The organism is Limimaricola litoreus (assembly GCF_024159025.1).
Lineage (GTDB): Bacteria > Pseudomonadota > Alphaproteobacteria > Rhodobacterales > Rhodobacteraceae > Limimaricola > Limimaricola litoreus.
In genome coordinates this window covers 1-18251 of record NZ_JAMYXC010000197.1, presented here as the reverse complement: position 1 = coordinate 18251, position 18251 = coordinate 1, and the positions used below count along the sequence as shown (strand labels likewise).

At 60.4% G+C, this 18251-nt stretch carries 10 protein-coding genes and 1 pseudogene; 8 read left to right on the top strand and 3 right to left on the bottom strand.

Annotated features, from left to right (window positions below):
- The first annotated feature begins 146 nt into the window (after positions 1–146).
- The 5 genes and pseudogenes from NHG85_RS12735 (at position 147) to NHG85_RS12715 (ending at position 9873) form a co-directional block, all read left to right on the top strand.
- Positions 147–671 (top strand): DUF1643 domain-containing protein, encoded by a 525-nt coding sequence (locus tag NHG85_RS12735; RefSeq protein ID WP_253332927.1) that lies wholly within the window; start codon positions 147–149, stop codon positions 669–671.
- Positions 672–968: 297 nt separating this feature from the next.
- On the top strand, positions 969–2324 hold the full coding sequence (locus tag NHG85_RS12730) for a KAP family P-loop NTPase fold protein (protein WP_253332925.1): 1356 nt from the start codon (positions 969–971) through the stop codon (positions 2322–2324).
- Between the two features lie 226 nt (positions 2325–2550).
- Positions 2551–3372 (top strand): HNH endonuclease, encoded by an 822-nt coding sequence (locus tag NHG85_RS12725; RefSeq protein ID WP_253332923.1) that lies wholly within the window; start codon positions 2551–2553, stop codon positions 3370–3372.
- Positions 3373–3584: 212 nt separating this feature from the next.
- Positions 3585–3728 (top strand): annotated as a pseudogene (locus NHG85_RS12720) (IS5/IS1182 family transposase); the annotation flags it as partial.
- A 613-nt stretch (positions 3729–4341) separates the two neighbouring features.
- On the top strand, positions 4342–9873 hold the full coding sequence (locus NHG85_RS12715; RefSeq protein WP_253332921.1) for a RecQ family ATP-dependent DNA helicase: 5532 nt from the start codon (positions 4342–4344) through the stop codon (positions 9871–9873).
- 143 nt (positions 9874–10016) lie between these two features.
- On the opposite strand, the gene NHG85_RS19965 is transcribed toward NHG85_RS12715, so the two are convergent.
- Together NHG85_RS19965 and NHG85_RS12705 are read right to left on the bottom strand one after the other, a co-directional pair.
- Positions 10017–10508, bottom strand: coding sequence for a hypothetical protein (locus NHG85_RS19965; RefSeq protein WP_253332919.1), 492 nt, complete (start codon positions 10506–10508; stop codon positions 10017–10019).
- 245 nt (positions 10509–10753) lie between these two features.
- Positions 10754–12118: a DUF6538 domain-containing protein gene (locus NHG85_RS12705; protein WP_253332917.1), complete on the bottom strand. Its 1365-nt coding sequence runs from the start codon at positions 12116–12118 to the stop codon at positions 10754–10756.
- Between the two features lie 648 nt (positions 12119–12766).
- Between NHG85_RS12705 and NHG85_RS12700 the strand changes: the two genes are divergently transcribed.
- From NHG85_RS12700 to NHG85_RS12690, 3 genes are read left to right on the top strand one after another with little or no spacing between them, the layout of a single operon-like run.
- On the top strand, positions 12767–13537 hold the full coding sequence (locus NHG85_RS12700; RefSeq protein WP_253332915.1) for an amino acid ABC transporter substrate-binding protein: 771 nt from the start codon (positions 12767–12769) through the stop codon (positions 13535–13537).
- Between the two features lie 8 nt (positions 13538–13545).
- Positions 13546–14220 carry an amino acid ABC transporter permease gene (locus NHG85_RS12695; RefSeq protein WP_253332913.1) on the top strand — a complete coding sequence of 225 codons (675 nt, stop codon included), beginning with the start codon at positions 13546–13548 and terminating at the stop codon, positions 14218–14220.
- Positions 14217–14948, top strand: coding sequence for an amino acid ABC transporter ATP-binding protein (locus NHG85_RS12690; RefSeq protein ID WP_253332911.1), 732 nt, complete (start codon positions 14217–14219; stop codon positions 14946–14948). Before NHG85_RS12695 ends, NHG85_RS12690 begins: the two co-directional genes overlap by 4 nt.
- 20 nt (positions 14949–14968) lie before the next feature.
- Here NHG85_RS12690 and NHG85_RS12685 read toward each other — a convergent pair whose 3' ends face one another.
- Positions 14969–18118, bottom strand: coding sequence for an efflux RND transporter permease subunit (locus NHG85_RS12685; RefSeq protein WP_253332909.1), 3150 nt, complete (start codon positions 18116–18118; stop codon positions 14969–14971).
- Between the last annotated feature and the right edge of the window lie 133 nt (positions 18119–18251).

Below are 18251 nucleotides of genomic sequence, written 5' to 3'. Positions count from 1 at the left end.
GAGCTGCACCGCAAGGACCTTAGGCTGGAAGATTTTCTGGCCAGCTAATTGAACGGCAGGCGTCTTTCGCATTCTATTGTCACAGAAGGAGACAAATACGCATGCTGCGACCAGCTCTAAACCAGCACGATCCCGGCGGGCGACGAATGATCCGCCTTCCCGACGGGGTGGTGAGTGACGCGGAGTTTTCAGAGGATCAAAGGTTTAGGCAGAAGTTGATGCGGGATTGGACCGCCGAAGGCCAGGAGAGCCGGACGATCCTATGGATCGGCATGAACCCTTCCACGGCGAACATTGACTTCAATGACCCTTCCTGCCACCGAGAGTTCTTGTTTTCGCGGCAATGGGGATACACGCGTTACCTCAAGGGCAACATACTCGACTACCGCGCCACTCGTCCACGAGACATCCCCGGCAACCTGGGGGCCGCGAGAACCCCGCGTAATCTCGAAGCGATAACGGAGATGGCGGACGATGCTGAATGCGTGGTCATTGCTCACGGCAATATGCTGAAACGGTATCAGCCTGCCATTGACGACGTTCTGCGTGCGGTTGCGCAGAACGGGGTTCCGATGTTTTGCCTGGGGCAGACAGGTAAAGGTTTCCCAAGACACGTCCTACCCGTGCCCGCAGACGTCCATCTACAGCGATTGGCTATACTCGAAGCGTGACATTGGCGGTGTCCGCTATGTCTGCGCTGCGGACCTCGGAATAAGAGACGTCGCGGCGCGTGTCCACCAGGGACAGGTTCGCAGGAACTGCGACGCAGCGATGATGCGCTTGGCGAATGTCCGGAGAGGGCCGATCGTTACGCCTGGCCTACAGGGCGGAAAGCCGTCTTTCGCTGCGATCCGCACCAAAGTCAGCTATGCTCAGGAGATTGCCGTTGCAGATAGCCGCACACGGGTCGACGCAGTTCATTTTCTCCGGTATTGCTCGAAGAAACAGATGCTTAGAGAAGACTGCGAATGAAACTATTTCCCCAGGATAATGACGTTGTTTTGTATGAAACAGGATTCGACGATGATGTCCTCGAGCGAAGGGCCACTTCAAAGCAGCTTTCCGAACTTGTTGAGAGGATAGAAGACCCGATTGTCTTGGCACTCGACGATAAGTGGGGATCTGGGAAGACCTTTTTTCTCAAGAGGTGGGTTGCAGCTCACATTGCAGAAAACAACGGCAGAGCCACAACTGTATATTTCGATGCATTTGAAAACGATTATCTAACCGACCCCCTCGTTTCCATCATTACTGCGGTAAGTGACCGCTTACCAGATGCGCAAGCTGCGACAGTAAAAAAATGGAAATCAGCCACTGCAAAACTTGCAAAACCAGCATTGGGGATCGCTCTTTCGGTGGCCACGTTTGGTGCCAAACAATATTTAGATGAAATAGGAGATGTGATCGCGGATGCGGCCAGTGGCGAAGCCAAAGATGCGGCACAAGTCCTTTGGGATATTGAAAAAGATCGAAAAGAAGCAATGGGCGATTTTCGAAGCCTGCTGTCAGATTTAACCCGAAAATCGGAAGCACCGATCGTCATTGTCGTTGACGAATTAGACCGGTGCCGACCAGACTATGCACTGACTGTGCTGGAAGTCATCAAGCACTTTTTTTCAGTCCCAAAAGTCCATTTCATACTCAGTATTAACGGAAAAGCATTAGAGAACAGCGTAAAAGCAAGATATGGCGCTGAGATTGATGCCGAAAGGTATCTCCGGAAATTCATAAACGTCTCGTTTTCGCTTCCTCGCATGGTCGGTGAGCGCGGTGAAGTTGATGTTGTAGCCAAATACGCGTCAAATCTTATATCCGATATGAAGCTTCCACAGCGCGTTTCAGACCGTTGTGTAAGTATCTTAAAATGCGTGGCCAAAAGTCGGGATGTATCCCTTAGGGATGTTGGAAAGGTCCTCTCCAAGGTCGCTTTATTGCCCAATGCCGTTCATGAGAAAAATTATATGGACGGATATATTGATATACTCTGCGCGCTTCTTGTCACCTCCGTCGTCGACCCTGGGCTCCATATGAAGTTGGTTTCTGGTGATACTCAGACGTCGGAGCTTCGAACGTATCTCTCTGCACCAAGAGAAAAAACGGTAGAGCGTATCGAGGGTGACTACAATTCTGAATACGATCATGAGGTTACTGTTTGGCTTGCTACAATAGTTTTTTGTTGCGGAATCGAAGCGTTGAAAGATGTTGAAGACTTGCCTGACTGGTCTGAACAGATGGCTGGTCGATTTGATCGTTTTGGAGTGCGGGATCGAAAATCTATAGCGAAGAGAATTCAAAAAGACTGGATCGAATTATTCAGAGTTTAGCTTTTAATACGGCGTTGCCTTGCCTGCACCGACTTCCACTTTTGCAGGCGCTACGGGCTTTTGATTTTTTACATTGTTATGTTATCTGGCATATTAGTTTTGCAGCTGAAAGCGGCCATTGAACGAGAGCTTCATGAGCAACAGCTATGGGTCGAACTAAAAGGCTTGAAACAGCGCCACGTGAAGTTGCTTCATATATTGCCAAGGGGAAGAAACAGGAGGAAAGATGAGTTATTTGTTAGCCCGCGTTGAGAGTTTCGGCCGATTTGAAGGGGAAGCCCTGTCTGCGGAACCGGTCATGGGGTATGGGAAAAGTGGTGAAGTCCCGCATGAAATGCATAATTTTTCGGTTGCTTCGGATGGCTTCATTTACGGTTACCTTCCTAAGGAGGGTGGCGGTGACCTGAGTCGATTGGGTGGCTCTAAAGGCGATGAAGAAATCTCAAATGTGACTGTGATTTTTATCAGTAGCGGATTTGTGTGCGGTTACTATAGAAACGCGACTGTTTTCTCCATACCCGTCAGACATCCAGATAAGCTCAAAGCCGGAAATTCGGACATCTATTGCAGGATCAGGGTCGATCCGAGAGACGCATTTTTGGTCCCCGTTGAGAAAAGGGTTGATGAGATACAACCCAGACCCAAGGGTCAGTTTCCGGTGTTATACGGGGATGAGAGTAGTAACTGGGTTGCTTGGTTCGAAAAATGGCTACGAGGTTTCGAAGATGTTATCGAAAGCGAGAAGAAACGTCGAAAATGGGCTAAAGCGGTCGAGCGAGGCTCGAAGGCTCGAAAACTCGCCCTCAATCAATACGGCGCCAAGTGCGAATGTTGCCAAATATCGCATCAAGATAGCGTTCGTTCGGCGGTTTTTGAAGTTCATCATAAAGTGCCATACGCCGAGAACTTCGAGATGCGCCACTTAGATGTATCTGATCTGGCGGTCTTGTGCGCCAATTGCCACCGAATGATTCACAAGATGCCAGATCTCGCAGATATCCGAGCGCTTCAGCGCTATTTGGAATTGCCTGTAATGAAAAGCTTATGACCAAAAATTGTGCGGCTCTTACTTAGTTGACGCGCGGAATCGTTCGAGCGTTAGGCCACGGGCGCGCCTGAAATCAAGCCGGTGCAGCGAACGGCAGCAATGGGCGCTGCAAACGCAGCATCCAACCCCAACGCTCAAGGTCCGCTTCGGGTCGCACGCTGACCGACCATGTTGCACATCTTGTTGAGGGTCCTGAGGATTAGATCGAGGGCATGCCGAAGCCTTCCCCGACCCGCTATCGCACGACGAACTGGTCCGACTACAACGCGGCGCTGCGCATGCGCGACTCGCTGCTGGCCTGGTTCGACCCCGAGATGGTCTGGCACGCCGGGAGGACCGGCAAGGGTGGGTGGCCCGTCCACCGGTTGTTCTGGACGACTTCCTTGACCCATTCGGTATTATAGATCGTCCCCTCGGGCTCGGTCGGCGCCGGATCGCTCCCGCCCGCCTCATCGCCGCCTGACGGGTTCCCACCCGTATCGCCAGAAGGCTCAGAGCCTCCACCTGGAGCCTCACCAGTAGAGGCGCTTCCTTCTCCGGCATCAGCCTCTGCCGCAGCAAGCGCGACCGTCGAGCTTTCGAAGGTCGTCGAGACCTTTCCCCCATCTGCGTGACGCTGGCGATAGACACGATCGCAACCAAGCCTGCCAGCAGGCAGTATTCAACGAGGCTCGCACCTCGTGTGTCGCACCCCTTAGAGAAACGCCAATGCTTCATGTAAAAATAGCTCCTATATGACCGGCGGTTCTTCTTGGTCCGTTGGGACTTAGGTCCGGGCGGTGACCACCCGAAGTCCTGCTTGCCTTGCCGTATTTGGCGATACTCTTCTAAGAATATCGCGCCGCATTCATTGTCAGTTGGGGCAAAGGGGGAACATCGCATCGCATAGGGCGCCGATCCGCATTTTTTCACTATTTTTCAATTGAACCCGGCTCGGTATTTCTGTCTGCTCCCGGGCGGAGGTCTCATTTGCTCAAGCGTTTTTTCGGTGAAGGATTTCGAGATGCCAATGGCTTGGGCAGCGCCAGCACTTTGGCGCCGCCAATTCGAACCGTTGACGATCTGCTTTCCGCCGCGGTCGGGTTTGACCTCGAAATCATCGATGACGCCAGGGGCCTCGCGCGCCTTCGTGATGCCGCCGCATTTCCTGCCACCGCAGCGGCAGAGGATGCAGCGAGCAAGCGCGGGCTCTCAGCCACAAAAATTGAGGCCGAACTGCGCCGTCATCGCTTCGCGATCGGGCACAATGCAGCCATCCATGATCTCCCTGAGCTTGAAGCTCTGACAGGCAGGTCATTCGACGACCTTCAGCTCGTCGATACGATCTGGCTTAGCCCCCTCGCCTTCCCCAGCCTCAAGTCGCATGCGCTGAACAAGCCCTATCTGGCCCAAACAGGCTTGGCAGATCCCGTTCAGGACACGCTCGAAACCATTGCCCTCCTCCGCTCCGAGGCCTTGGCTTTCGAGACGATGGAGCGCGAATGGGTAGAGGTCCTGCGCTGGCTGTGCGGTCTCGGCGCAAACCACAAAGGCTACGCGGCCTTCTTCGATGCCGCCTTAGGGCGCGTCTCTACCCCTTCAGGTAATGATCTGGAGGAAGCCAAGCCGATCATCGACACGATCCACCGGATGTTCCAGGGCGAGGTCTGCATGCGCGGGCTGCACGGCCAGCTCCTCCATGCCTTCGACTCGAAGAACGGTTGGCCGTTGGCTTGGGTCCTGAGCTGGGTTCGGCACCGCGACCAGCGGCCGGCACCGGCCGAGTGGCTTTTGAAGGGAGGGCTCGGCTTCCAGGAGGCCCTGGATGAGCTGGGCAGGCGGCGATGCAGCCAATCGGGCTGCCGCCGCTGCCGGGACTACGAGACATCGCTTCACAGCATGAACCGGTGGTTTCCGCCTGCCGAAGGCGAGACTCCGCGCTTTCAGCCGCCCTTCGACAAGAAGGGCATCGCCTACCAGCAGCGCGTGATGGACGCAGCCCTGGTCCGGCGCTCGGCTCTGGGTATTCTTCCCACCGGCACCGGCAAGTCACGCTGCTTCCAGGTGCCCGCCCTCGAGCACCACGAGCGCACCGGCGATCTCACCGTGGTGGTCTCACCCCTCAAGGCGCTGATGGAGGACCAAGCCGCCAAGGCAGAAGAGGAAGGTCTGCCCGGCGTCGCACGGCTGCATAGCGATCTCGATGTCGTAACCCGCAACGAAATCCTCTCGGATATCCGCGAGGGGCGGATCGCCCTGCTCTACCTCGCACCGGAAAGCCTTGGCTCCAAATCGACACGCTCTGTGCTCGAGAGCCGGCGCATCGGCATGTGGGTCTTCGACGAGGCACATTGCATTTCAGCATGGGGCAATGGCTTTCGCGGCGACTATCGGCGTGCGCCCAAGTGGATCGCCGAGTGCGGCGCGCGCGGTAGCGAGAAGGCCGCCATTCTGTGCCTGACCGCCACCGCTCGGTCAGAGACCCAGAAAGACATACAGAAAGCCCTCAAGACCGGCATGGACCGGTCGCTCGCGGTGATCGACGGCGGGGCCGAGCGCCCGAACCTCACCTACCGCGTGCTGCCCCGTGATGGCGAGACGCATGAGCAGCTGAGCGACATGCTCCGCGACCCGGAGCTTTTACCCGAAGGCGGCCAGGCAATCATCTATGCCTACAGCCGCAAAGACACTCAGCAGATCGCGTCCAGCCTCGACGCTCTCGGCCACAGCGTGGAGTTCTACCACGCCGATCGCACCCCGGAGGACAAGGCGCGCGTCGAGCGCGACTTCGCTGAGGGACGCTTACGGGTCATTGTCTCGACCATCGCCTTTGGCATGGGGGTCGACTGCCCGCGGGTGCGTCTGGTGCTCCATACCGGACCCTCTGCCTCTCTCGAAGCCTATGCCCAGGAAGCAGGGCGCGCAGGGCGCGACAAAAAGCCAGCCACCTGCATTCTCCTGCACGACCCGGATGAGCATGACCGCCGCATTGGTCTTTGCGCCCAGGGGCATCTCCACAAGGAGGACATCGATGCTGTCCTGGCCTATGTGCTCGACATCCAGCGCCGCGTGCAGCGCAAGACCAACCGCTTCCCTCCGATCTCACTGCCCTACCAAGTGGTCGCTGAAGATGTGTTGGGGTTTCTGAAGGACTCGACCTACGAGCGCGCCGAGGAGTTACAGAGATCACGGGTCGACCGCATCGTCGATGAACTCGAGGCCCATGGCCTCATTCGCAAGGTGGGGGTGCAATCCGGATTTTCCCGTCTCCGGGTCAAAAGGCAGGTTCTCGACGCGCTCCAGCGCGATCCCAAGGGTCTCACCCGTATCCAGACCCGGATCGTCCAGTATCTCTTCTCGCAGGCCGCCAGAGGCGACGAGCCCCAGCTCCCCGACGATCTCGAAGAGCTTGCGGATATATGTGGCCTACGAAAGACCGGCCGACTGAAGATCGTGCGCAAAGCCGTAACCGCCCTGCGAAAGCATCGCGATCTTCTGCATGCCGATACGACCATCGACATCAAGCTCGGCGGTGCGCGGATTGCGCCGCGCCTCGTCTCGACCTGGGCGGAGAAGAGCAACGCAGTGGTCGAAGTCATCATCGCCCTGTTCGAGGCCCGGGCCACGGCGGAGGAGGACACCTTCGACGACACCCAGGAGGTCGAGGAAGGCGAGCAACCCGACAAGCCCGCGCCGCGGCCATTCCAAATCACGCTCGCGGCGCTTCTTCAGAAAGTTCAGAACGAGCTTGAAGAAGGCGTGCGCCTTACTGCCAAGGAGGCTCTTCAGCTTCTCGAGGAGCTGCGCTGGCTCAAACTCATCAACCTCAAGGTGGCACCAGCCAATCTGACGAAGCAGCTCACGATCTACGCGCCCGAGCTCGAGCCGGACGACCTCCGGGCCCGGCTCGAACAACACCGTGCGCAGACATCCCGCGTGCTTGGGGTGCTCGAAAAGCTTGCGGACGACGAGCGCCACCTGCGTATCGAAACGGATCACCTCGCTGAAGAGGTCGAAAGTTTCGACATGGATGTCGAAGGGACCTGGCGCGCTCCGGACGGCTCCAGACTCGCAGCGGGCGCATCAGAGCGTCTCGTGCGGCGTCATCTGCGCCTGCTGACACGGATCAAGGCGCTCGACATCTCGGCCGGGCTCTACACCAAGAGTGAGGCCGTCCGCGTCGAGATCGCACGGCGCGATACCAACCTGACCGTCCGCTCCTACACTCAGGAGATGTTCCGCACCGGGGTTGAGGCCTTCCAGGAGGAGGAGATCCGCCAGCTGCACCTCATGGACGGTTTTGCCCGGCGGGTGCTCGATGTGCCGGATGAGGCGCCTGAGCTTCTCAAGTCCTACTTCGCGACGCCGTCCAAGGAGAGCCTCGCAACATTCTTCGAGGGCGAAGAGTTGAAGGTGGTTCGTGAAAACCGCCCTGCCCCGGTCCAGCGGCAGATCGAGCTGCGCAGCAGGCTCGACCCCGAGCAGTCGAAGATCGTGCATGACGACACAAGCCTGAAAGATCTGCTGGTCTTGGCCGGCCCGGGCGCCGGCAAGACACGGGTGCTGGTGGAGCGCATCGTCTGGCTCGTCGGCGTCGAGCGCGTGCCGCCAGACCAGATCCTGGCTTTGTGCTACAACCGGCGTGCCGCGGAAGAAATCCGCTCGCGCCTGCGTGCGAAATCTGCACTTGGCCGACGCGGCGCGGTCGTCTCGGTCTACACCTATCACTCCTTTGCCTTGCAGGTGCTCGGCCAGTCCTTCGCCGAGCTCTCGGATGAGGCGGTGGGCGAGGAAGTCGGGCTTACCGACACCGAGGCCGACAGCGGGCGCAAGGCCAGCGCCTTCGATCGCATTCTGTCGCACGCCAGCGCGCGGCTGACCCAGCAACGCGATGACGGCGGCAATCTCTCGGACCTCATCCTGCGGCGCTTCCGGTGGGTCTTCGTCGACGAGTTCCAAGACGTGACCGAGGACTCCTTCGCGTTAATCAAGGAGATCTCGCAGCAGAGCCAGAAGAAGGCCGCGAGTGAAGCACGCAGTGCGGCCGATCTTGTCGATGTCCGCTTCATTGCAGTCGGAGACGATGACCAGAACATCTATGACTTCGGCGGCGCCAGCGGGCAGCATATCCGCGCCTTCGATCGGCTGTTCAACACGCCCAAGAAGATGCCCGAGCTGACATGGAACTACCGCTCGAGCGGAGCCATCTTGCGCTGTGCCGCTGAGATCATCTCCCATTGCTCCGATCGCCTGAAGACCCGGGAAATCGAAATCGATCCAGACCGGGTCCATGATCCACTGCAAGGCCGCTATCACCGACCGCGCGATCCCGACCTTGGTCGAGTAACGATCCTCAAGAATGCCGATCGAACCATCGAAAGCCACGCGGCCCTCGCGACGGCCGAGCTGCTCCGTCTGCGCGCAACGGTAGGCAAGGAGAAATGGCGCTGGGCATCTACCGCCGTGCTGGTGCGCCGACGCTCGCACATCCCGGTGGTCGAGCGCGCGCTGGTGGGCGCCGGGATCGAGGTCTCACGCGACCTCCAGGGGCTCGTGCCCATGGCGCGCGTGAAAGAAGCTGTCCGGGTCAGGGAGTGGCTGGAGAAGAAGGAGCGCGTCGGCCGAGTGCTGCTGCCGGAGGACATCGAGCGGGTCGCCGGGTGGCTGGAGGGGCATTACGGAAGCCTCTGGGCGCGTGCTGTGGCACAATGGCTGAGGGACTACCTGCGTGACCAGTTGGATGCGGCCGAAGAAGACCCCGAGAGAAGCGAGGCCGCCGAAGATCAGCCGGTGGAGGTCTCGCCGCGCCTGGCGCTCGAGGAGTTCATAGAATGGGCGCATGGCTGGCGGCCCGAGCAGAACGGCGTGATGGTGCTCACCGCGCACAGCTCCAAGGGCCTCGAATTCGACAATGTCGTCGTCTGCGATTGCGACTGGCTTCACGGCCTGTCGATCACCGGCGCAGATCGACGCCTTTTCTATGTCGCCGCCACCCGGGCCCGATACAGCCTGAGCCTGACAACAGGGGGCTTCATGGCGCCGACAAGGCGGTTGATCTCGACGGAGAGGTCGGAGCATCTCGCGCCGCTCGAACTCGAGCCGCACCATCCTTCACTGGAAGCTCGAGCCAAGGCACCACTGATCCCCTGCTCTGTCCGGGAAGTCTTTCTGTCTTTCCCAGCCTGGGATGGGCCGGGATGCTATTCCGACGAGAGGGATCGGCAAAAAACTAAGGCCGTTATCACGGGGCTGAAGCCTGGCGATCGCATCTGGATCAAGAGAACGCAGAGCCAGCGGGATAGAAACCCTTGGCATGTCTTTGCGCCTATCGAGAATGGGCTGCATCGGATCGGCAAGATGCAACGAGGCTTCTCGCCGGGTGTGGTTGGAGAGAAGTTCTACGCCGAGGTTTTTGCCCTCGTTTCCTGGCGCAAGACCGATAGCGACGAGGATCAGCATGGCAGGATCTACCTGGATCAATGGTTTACCGTCATCCCCGAATGGCGGTCCATCAGCAGCTAAAGCATTATGAATGTTACCACCTGCGAATTTCAAAGGGTGCTGTGGCAGAATCTCTGCCTGCTGGTTTACTTAACAAATCAATAACTTATACGAACTGCATGAAGGTGACTTCGCCCGCCACCTCCAGCCACCATACGAGTTGCTCAGTCCAAAGCACCACGCTTCCGAAGCACGGCTCCCAGCAGATCTGACCGGGCTGCGACATGATTTGGCTCCCATGGACGCTCGACCATCGAGACGCCCCATAATCTTTTCCGAGGACGCCGTTCCGCTTTTCCATCAGAGGCCAGGTCGCCGCTGAAACAAAAGGTCAGGATACTGGCCAGCCTCACAACGTTGCAGAGCCCGGCTTGCCTCTCGAGGTGCTGCACGGCCAAGGTATGCCGGTTGCCGATGCGGTGCACTAAGTCGGGATCACGCAGCAGAGCTACTACAGATGGCGGCGACAATACGCTGGCATGAGCCGGAGCCAGCTGAAGCGGCTGGAGCAGCTCAAGAAGTAAAACCAGTGCCTGCGCCCATTGGTCTCTGACCTGACGCTGGACAAGATAATCTTGGCTGGAGCGGCGCAGGGAAACTTCTGAACCGCTCGCGCCACCGTCAGTGCCACTCCCCTTGCCGAATTTTTTTCCCAACAGGAGCCTGTGGATAACTTTTCCGATCCGAACTCCTGACCTCGCAACGAGAGGTTAGAAGAGTCGATGACTTACACGCCAGAGCAGATCAGGTCAGCTCGAGACTACGCAGCGCTCGTGGTAGCGCTACACGGGGAGCACTACCTGCCAATCTTTGCGGCAATTGAACGAGAAGCGGAAAAACTCTTGACCCGGGAGAGCATTTTAGCCCGCGCTCGCCTCATTGCAGAGCGTCAACTTGCTGCTTAGGCCACGGCTTCAAGAAGGATTTGCTTTGCCCGTTGTCTTTCTTCCAGGGTAGCGTCGAGGCGGATGACGTTCATAAGTGCGAGCTTCTGTTCAAGCGTCAGATCGTCACCATAGATTTCACGCTTGAGTATGTTCTTCGGGCTATGCCCCATCATCCTGGCTTGGAAAAATTGGTCGATCCCTCCTGCGCGTCGCATACGCCCCTGAAAAGCGTGCCGGAGGGAATAGACCGTATGGTCTTCCGTCGGTAGCAAGCCATTTTCTCGGAGATAGGAATTCGCAGCATCCGAAAAACCAGGTTTATTTCGATACCTAATGAAACCTTCTGGATGCCTTCTGGCTGCCTCCAGTGCGGGACCTACCAGCACAAGATCCCGTTCGCGGAAGGGATTTTTCAGCTTCCGACCCTTTTCCCTAAGTTGGATATGCGGAATTTCTTCGTATAGTCGTAGGTGGTGAGGCAGAACTCCTGTTATCTCAGAGGGACCCGCCCCTGTTTCAGCCATAACGATCAAAACATCTCTAATTTCCTCATTTGTTCCGGGCAGAGGATTGGCACACAGGAGATTCCTGCGTATCCAATCTTCTGAGAATTCGCGCTTCTTCTTTGACTCTCGCCCCCCATGGATAGTCAACTCCGCGAAAGCCAAGTTATCTTTCAATTGATGTCTTTTGCAGTGAGCCCTCAGCAAAGTCCTCAGGAAACCAAGGGTCTTATTGGCCGTATCCGCCAGAATTTCGCCCTTGGCGACCCGATCCAGATAAACTGCTTCAAGCGCGAGCGCGTCTTGCCTCGTAATATCGTAAGCTGGCTTATCTGTAATTACTGAAAGAAGCTCCTTAACGGCCAGAATGTAGGGATTACGCCAGCGCCGCTTCTGATCTTCATCTTTACCAGAAAGGCGGGCGCGACTCGCTTCCTCATATTCCTCCACGAGATTAGAAATCATCACCTGCGGTCTATCGACGCCTCCCAGTTCAGCAGAAATCACTTCGGACTGAGTTGCGTTTGGATCTTCTTGCATTAGGTGACTGATGCGCGCCATCAGGTCAGCAAATGGCCCCTCCGCCAATTCAGAGGCAGTTCGGTAGGTGGTGCCACGCGCCTTCGCCAGCGCAGCGACATTTTTGAAAGAGGGATTGATCCTCACCTCTTCGCCGCCCAAGCGCCGGTCAAGATCTGCAAGGATCTCAGCTCGAAGCACCCGTGCCGATGTTTCCGCCTCACTTTCGCTGTCGGTGTGAAGGCTCTGCTTGATGACCTTTCTCTTCTCAACCGAGCGATATCTGGCTGGCACCCGCATACGAAGGTGCCAAGTGTTTCCGCGCTGTTGAATCCCTCGGCCTTTAGCTGCCGCCATGACTATTTCACCCCGAAACCTACGTTCTCGTAGCACCCCAAACTCCGGGACACAATATGGGACACATCTTGGAACACAGCCGAACGCCATACTAAATTTTTTTATTATATAGCAGAGTGTTACATGGATATTCTCTGCATTCTTCGAATCCCTGTCTCTCCGCCACTAACCCCCTTACAGGAACGGCGTCGTTAAAGATCCCGCGGACATGTTTTAGCGCGGCTGAAGGAAAGCCCGCGGTACTGCCTTGCGTGGATCAACATTCGCCCCGGATCATCGCCCCCCCCTTCCTCACTCATCAGGCGAGGACGAAGCTGCGCGCTCGTCGTCGGCTGTCTTCTCTCAGCGCGGTAATGCGGTTGCCGATCCGTGGTGCCGAGTTCGACCCAGGTCCTCTCATTACTCTATCCATTCCTGGCCAGGCAGGCCGCCGATGTCTTGCCGGGATTCGCGTACATGCGCGGGCGGCGCCGTGGAAAGCTACGCGACTGCGACGGGGCGGAATGCTGGTCCTTGCAATCCGCGCCGCGGCAGACGATTTTCCGCTCCTGTCCTCGCCCGCCGAACATTCGCTCTTATCTGCATTGGCACGTTGAACCCGGGCCGTTCAGACGGCACGTCGGGTGTCCAGGACCAAGGAGCTGCATCATGCTGAAAACAATCATCACCGCCGCGATCGCGACGGCCGGGCTGTCGACCGCCGCCGTGGCGCAGGAAAACGACACGCTGGTCGTCGGCATGTCGGGCGGGTATTTTCCCTTCACCTTCGTGCGCCAGGACGAGCTGCAGGGCTTCGAGGTCGATGTGATGAATGCCGTGGGCGAAGAGGCCGGGCTCGACATCGAGTTCCAGACCATGAGCTTTTCGGGCCTGATCGGCGCGCTCGAGGCCGGGCGGATCGACACGATCGCCAACCAGATCACCATCACCCCCGAACGCGAGGCGGCCTTCGTCTTCACCCAGCCCTACGTCATCGACGGCGCGCAGGTGGTGACGCAGGAGGGCAATAACGAGATCGAGGGCGTCGAATCCCTGCGCGGACGGACCGTCGCAGTCAATCTCGGCTCGAACTTCGAGCAGCTTTTGCGCGAGCTGCCCTTTGCCGAGGAGATCGACATCCGCACCTACGAGACGAACATCGAGCAGGACACCGCGCTGGGGCGCGTCGATGCCTTCGTGATGGACCGCGTTTCCTCGGCGCAGGTGATCAAGGAAAGCCCGCTGCCGCTGCAGCTTGCCGGGCAGCCCTTCTCCGAGATCCGCAACGCCCTGCCCTTCCGCGATACCGATGAGGACCGGGCTAAGCGCGACCGCGTCGATGCGGCGTTGAGCGCGCTGAAGGAGGACGGCACGCTGACCGAGATCTCGCAGAAGTGGTTCGACAGCGACATCACCTCCGTCGCTGCCGAAACCGAGTGAGCTGAACCATGCGGGCGCTCGACCTCGACTACATGCTGGGGCTGGTGCCCGTCATCTTGGGCTACGTGCCGCTGACGCTCTTCATGGCGGCGGTGGCGATGCTCTGCGCGCTGGTGCTGGCCTCGCTCCTTGCGGTGGAGCGGGTGATCCGCGTGCCGGGGCTCGACTGGCTCGTGGTGCTCTTCATCAGCTTCTTTCGCGGCACGCCGCTGCTCGTGCAGCTGTTCCTGTTCTACTACGGCCTGCCGCAGGTGCTGTCGTTCCTGACGCAGATCAACGGCGTCACGGCCGCGATCATGGGGCTGACGCTGCATTTCTCGGCCTATATGGCCGAGGCGATCCGCGCCGCGATCACCGGCGTCGACCGCAGCCAATGGGAGGCGGCGCAGTCGATCGGCATGACGCAGGGCCAGATGATGCGGCGGATCGTGCTGCCGCAGGCGGGCCGGATCGCGGCGCCGACGCTGGTCAATTACTTCATCGACATGATCAAGGGCACCTCGCTGGCCTTCACCCTCGGTGTGACCGAGATGATGGGCGCGACGCAAAAAGAGGCCTCGGGCAGCTTTCTCTACTTCGAGGCCTTCCTCGTGGTGGCGGTGCTCTACTGGATCATCGTGGAGGTGCTGAGCCAGGGGCAGAAGCAGCTCGAAACCCATCTCAACAGGGCGTATGCGCGATGATTTCGGTGCGTGGACTGACCAAGCGTTTCGGCAGCACGGCGGTGCTCGACGGCATCGATCTCGACATCGCGGAGGGCGAGCGGGTCGTGGTGATCGGCCCCTCGGGCACCGGCAAATCGACGCTGCTGCGCTGCCTCAACTTCCTCGATCGGCCCGAGGCCGGGACGATCGAGGTGGGCGAGACTTCGGTCGATGTCGCCCGGGCGACGAAGCGCGAGATCCTGTCGCTGCGCCGGGCCACGGCCTTCGTCTTTCAGAACTATGCGCTCTTCGCCAACAAGACGGCGAAGGAGAACATCATGGAGGCGCTGGTCACGGTGCAGGGCCGCCCGCGCGACGAGGCGGAGCGCCGCGCACTCGAGGTGCTGGCCGAGACCGGCCTCGCCGAAAAGGCCGACAGCTATCCCGCGGCTCTGTCTGGCGGCCAGCAGCAGCGCGTCGGGATCGGCCGGGCGATGGCCATCGGAGCCGAGTTGATGCTCTTCGACGAGCCGACCTCGGCGCTCGACCCCGAATGGGTCGGCGAGGTGCTCGACCTCATGCGCCGTGTCGCCGAGCAGCGCCAGACGATGCTGATCGTCACCCACGAGATGCAGTTCGCCCGCGAGATCGCCGATCGCGTGATCTTCATGGAAGGCGGCCGCATCGTCGAGCAGGGCCCGCCGGGCCAACTGCTCGAAGCGCCGCGTGACGAACGGCTGCGCCGCTTTTTGCGCCGCGTCACCTGATCGGGTGGGCGCGGAGGCGCTCAGCTTGCCTCCGACTGCGCGTCTGCGCCCGCCGGTGCCAGCCCGCGCCCAGCGCCCCGAAGGCGGCCAATGGCGGAGCCGATGTCGCCTTGCACAGCGATCAGGGAGGGCACGACGAACAGCACGATGAAGAAGCCGAAGATCAGCCCGAAGCACAGGGTGACCACCATCGGTTTCAGGAAGGCCGCCTGCGTGCTGGCTTCGAACAACAGCGGCGCGAGGCCGAGCACCGTCGTCAGCGTCGTCAGCAGCACCGGGCGCAGCCGCTCGGACACCGCGTCGACGATCGCCTCCCTGTGCGGCATGGTCTTCATCCTGTCCGAGATCGCGGTGACCAGAACGATGGAGTCGTTCACGATGATGCCGCTCATGCCGACGAAGCCCACGATCGAGAAGATCGACATCGGCAGATCCCACCAGTAGTGGCCCCAGATCACGCCGGTGAGCCCTACCGGGATCACCCCCATGATCGACAGCGGCCAGAACCAGTTGCCCAAGACCAGCGCCAGCGTCATGTAGATCAGCAACAGGCAGATCCCGTAGCCGACCAGCGCATCGCCCAGGAACTCGCTTTCCTGTTCGGCCAACCCGCCCATCTCGAAGCTCACCCCGTGGCTCGCGGCGATGGCCGGCAGCTCGACCTCCCGGATCTGCGTCATCACCGCCTCGGCCCGCAGCGGGTCCGTGGCCGAGATCTCGCCCGTCACATGCACCACCGACTGCCCGGCCTCGCTGCGGATCGAGGTGATCGAAGGGTCGGCCACGACCTCGACGATCTCGCCCAGCTCGGCCCATTGCCCTTCGGACGACTGGATCAGGATCTCTTCGAGATAGGCCGCGCTCAGCGCGTCCTCGGGCAGCTCGACGCGGATCACCGCCTCCTGGCTGCCCTCCTGGAACGAGACCGCTTCGACCCCGTTCAGCCGGTTGCGCAGCTCGGTCGCGACATCCGTCTCGTCAAAGCCCATGGCGCGGCCCAGCCCCGTCAGGCGCAGGGATTGGCCCGTCGCCGCGAGGGTCAGGTCGTCCTCCAGCCCGGTGATGTCCGGGATCAGGGCAAGCTGCTCCTTGAGCGCCTCCGCCGCCTGATCGAGCGCCATGGGATCGTAGCCGTAAAGCGCCACATCGAGGCTGTCGCCGCCCGGCCCGAAACGCCCGGCGCGGAAGCTGAAGGTCTCGAGCGTCTCGGGCTTGCGCAGTGCCTGCTCGAAGGCCTGCACGAAGGCATCCGCATCATAGGGGCGGTCGTCGGCCCCGATCAGCTCGATGGTCAGGGCGCCGAGCAGGTCGGCATCCTTGTCTTCGGCGGTGGCAAGGCCGCGCCCGGCGCTGCCGCCGATCTCGGTCAGCACCGCCGTCACCGGATCGGCGCCGTGCTCGGCCTCGAAATCGGCGCGCACCTCGTTTGCGGCGCGCAGCATCTCGTCGAGCATCTCCATGGTGTCGCCGCGCGTGGCCTCATCCGTCATGGCGATGTTGGCCGAGATGGTGGTGCTTTGCGGCGCCACGAAAAAGCGCCAGCTCACGTCGCGATCGACCACCATCATGATGCCCTGCAGCGTCGCGCCGACGGCAAGCAGTAGCACGGCGTAGCGCGCCGCGATCAGCGCCCGCACCACCGGCGCGAAGACGGCGACCCGCATCCGGTCGAAGGCACGGTTCACCACCCGCGAGGGCCAGCTCAGAAAGCTCGTGTCGAGCTTGGCCAACCCATGGCCAAGGTGATGCGGCAGGATCAGAAAGCACTCGGCCAAGGATGCGGCGAGAACGGCCGCCACCACGAGCGGGATCGTCGCGATGAACTCCCCGAAGCGGCCATCGATCGACTGCAGCGACATGAAGGCCACCACTGTCGTCACCGTGGAGGCGAGAACCGGGACGAGCATGCCGCGCGCGGCGCGCTCGGCGGCCCGGTCGCGGCGCTCTCCCTTGGTGCGGTGCCGATACTCGGCATGTTCCGCCACGACGATCGCGTCATCCACGATGATGCCAAGGCAGATCAACAGCGCGAACATGGAGATCATGTTCAGCGACTGGCCGGTGACCCACATCAGCCCGAGGCCCGCGGCCATGGCCACCGGGATACCGGCGGAGACCCAGACGGCGGCGGAAGGCGACAGAAAGACGAAGAGAAGGACAAGGACGAGGCCGAGACCGAAGAACGCATTGTCGATCAGGATCGAAAGCTGGTCGCCGATGCCCTCGGCCATGTTGCGCATGAGGTCGATTTGCAGCTCTTCCGGCGCCTTGGCGACGAAGGCCTCGCCGATCTCGATTACCTCGCGCTGGATGGCGAGCGCATCCCCCGTGGGCCCGCGCTCGACGCTGATCGACACCGCCGGACGGCCTTCGAGGAAATAGGCCCGGCCCGAACCCGCTTTGCTCGTCTGCACCTGCGCGATTTCGTCGAGCGAGATCACCCCGCGGTCCGTGCGCAGCTCCATGCCGGCAAGCCCCTCCGCGGAAAGCTTGTCCTGACCGATGCGCACCGGCGTGCCCGAGGCCCCGGCCTCTCCGACGGCGCTCTCGCGCGCATTGGCCTCGATCACCGCCCCCACATCCGACAGGCTCATCCCGTATTCGGCCAGATGTGCTGCATCGATCTCGAGGGTGATCTCGGGGGACGTCACGCCGCGCAGGCTGACCCGGGTGATCCCTGCCCTGAGGAACTCCTGCTTGAGCTCCTCGCCCAGCGCCTCGATGCGGTCGGCCTCGACATCGCCCGAAAGCACCACGTCGAACACGCGTTCGCGCCAGACGCCCCGCGCGATCTCGGCGTCTTCGGCGGCCTCCGGCAGGGCGGAGGCCGAGGGCATGGCGGCGTCCACGTCCTCCATGGCGCGCGAGATGTCCCAGCCCGGTTCGAATTCGAGCGTGAAGCGCGCCTGCCCGGACCGTGCGATGGCCGAAAGGCTGGAGACCCCCTCGACGCCGAGCAGGTTCGGGCTGACCACGTTGACGATGTCGTCGGCGACATCCTCGGCAGAGGCGTCCTCCCACGCGATGGAGACGGAGACCTCCTCGGAGATGACATCGGGCATGAACTGCGCGCGCAGCTGCGTGGTCGCATAGACCCCGAAGGCCAGGATCAGGCTCATCAGCAGGTTGGCGGCCGTTGCGTGCCGGGTGAAAAGCGAAACGATGCGCATGGCTCAGCCCTCGCCCCGATCGGCGGCGGGCGCATCCGCCGGGCGCGTTTCCGGCCTGCCGATATTGGTGTGGCCGACCTCGGAATTGCCCATCTGGCCCGAGGGCAGGCCGACATCCGGCCCATGCGTGGTC

Coding starts and splice junctions, on each gene's coding strand:
- NHG85_RS12735 (WP_253332927.1), top strand. CDS start 147: ATGATCCGCCTTCCCGACGGGGTGGTGAGTGACGCGGAGTTTTCAGAG.
- NHG85_RS12730 (WP_253332925.1), top strand. CDS start 969: ATGAAACTATTTCCCCAGGATAATGACGTTGTTTTGTATGAAACAGGA.
- NHG85_RS12725 (WP_253332923.1), top strand. CDS start 2,551: ATGAGTTATTTGTTAGCCCGCGTTGAGAGTTTCGGCCGATTTGAAGGG.
- NHG85_RS12705 (WP_253332917.1), bottom strand. CDS start 12,118: ATGGCGGCAGCTAAAGGCCGAGGGATTCAACAGCGCGGAAACACTTGG.
- NHG85_RS12700 (WP_253332915.1), top strand. CDS start 12,767: ATGCTGAAAACAATCATCACCGCCGCGATCGCGACGGCCGGGCTGTCG.
- NHG85_RS12695 (WP_253332913.1), top strand. CDS start 13,546: ATGCGGGCGCTCGACCTCGACTACATGCTGGGGCTGGTGCCCGTCATC.
- NHG85_RS12690 (WP_253332911.1), top strand. CDS start 14,217: ATGATTTCGGTGCGTGGACTGACCAAGCGTTTCGGCAGCACGGCGGTG.
- NHG85_RS12685 (WP_253332909.1), bottom strand. CDS start 18,118: ATGCGCATCGTTTCGCTTTTCACCCGGCACGCAACGGCCGCCAACCTG.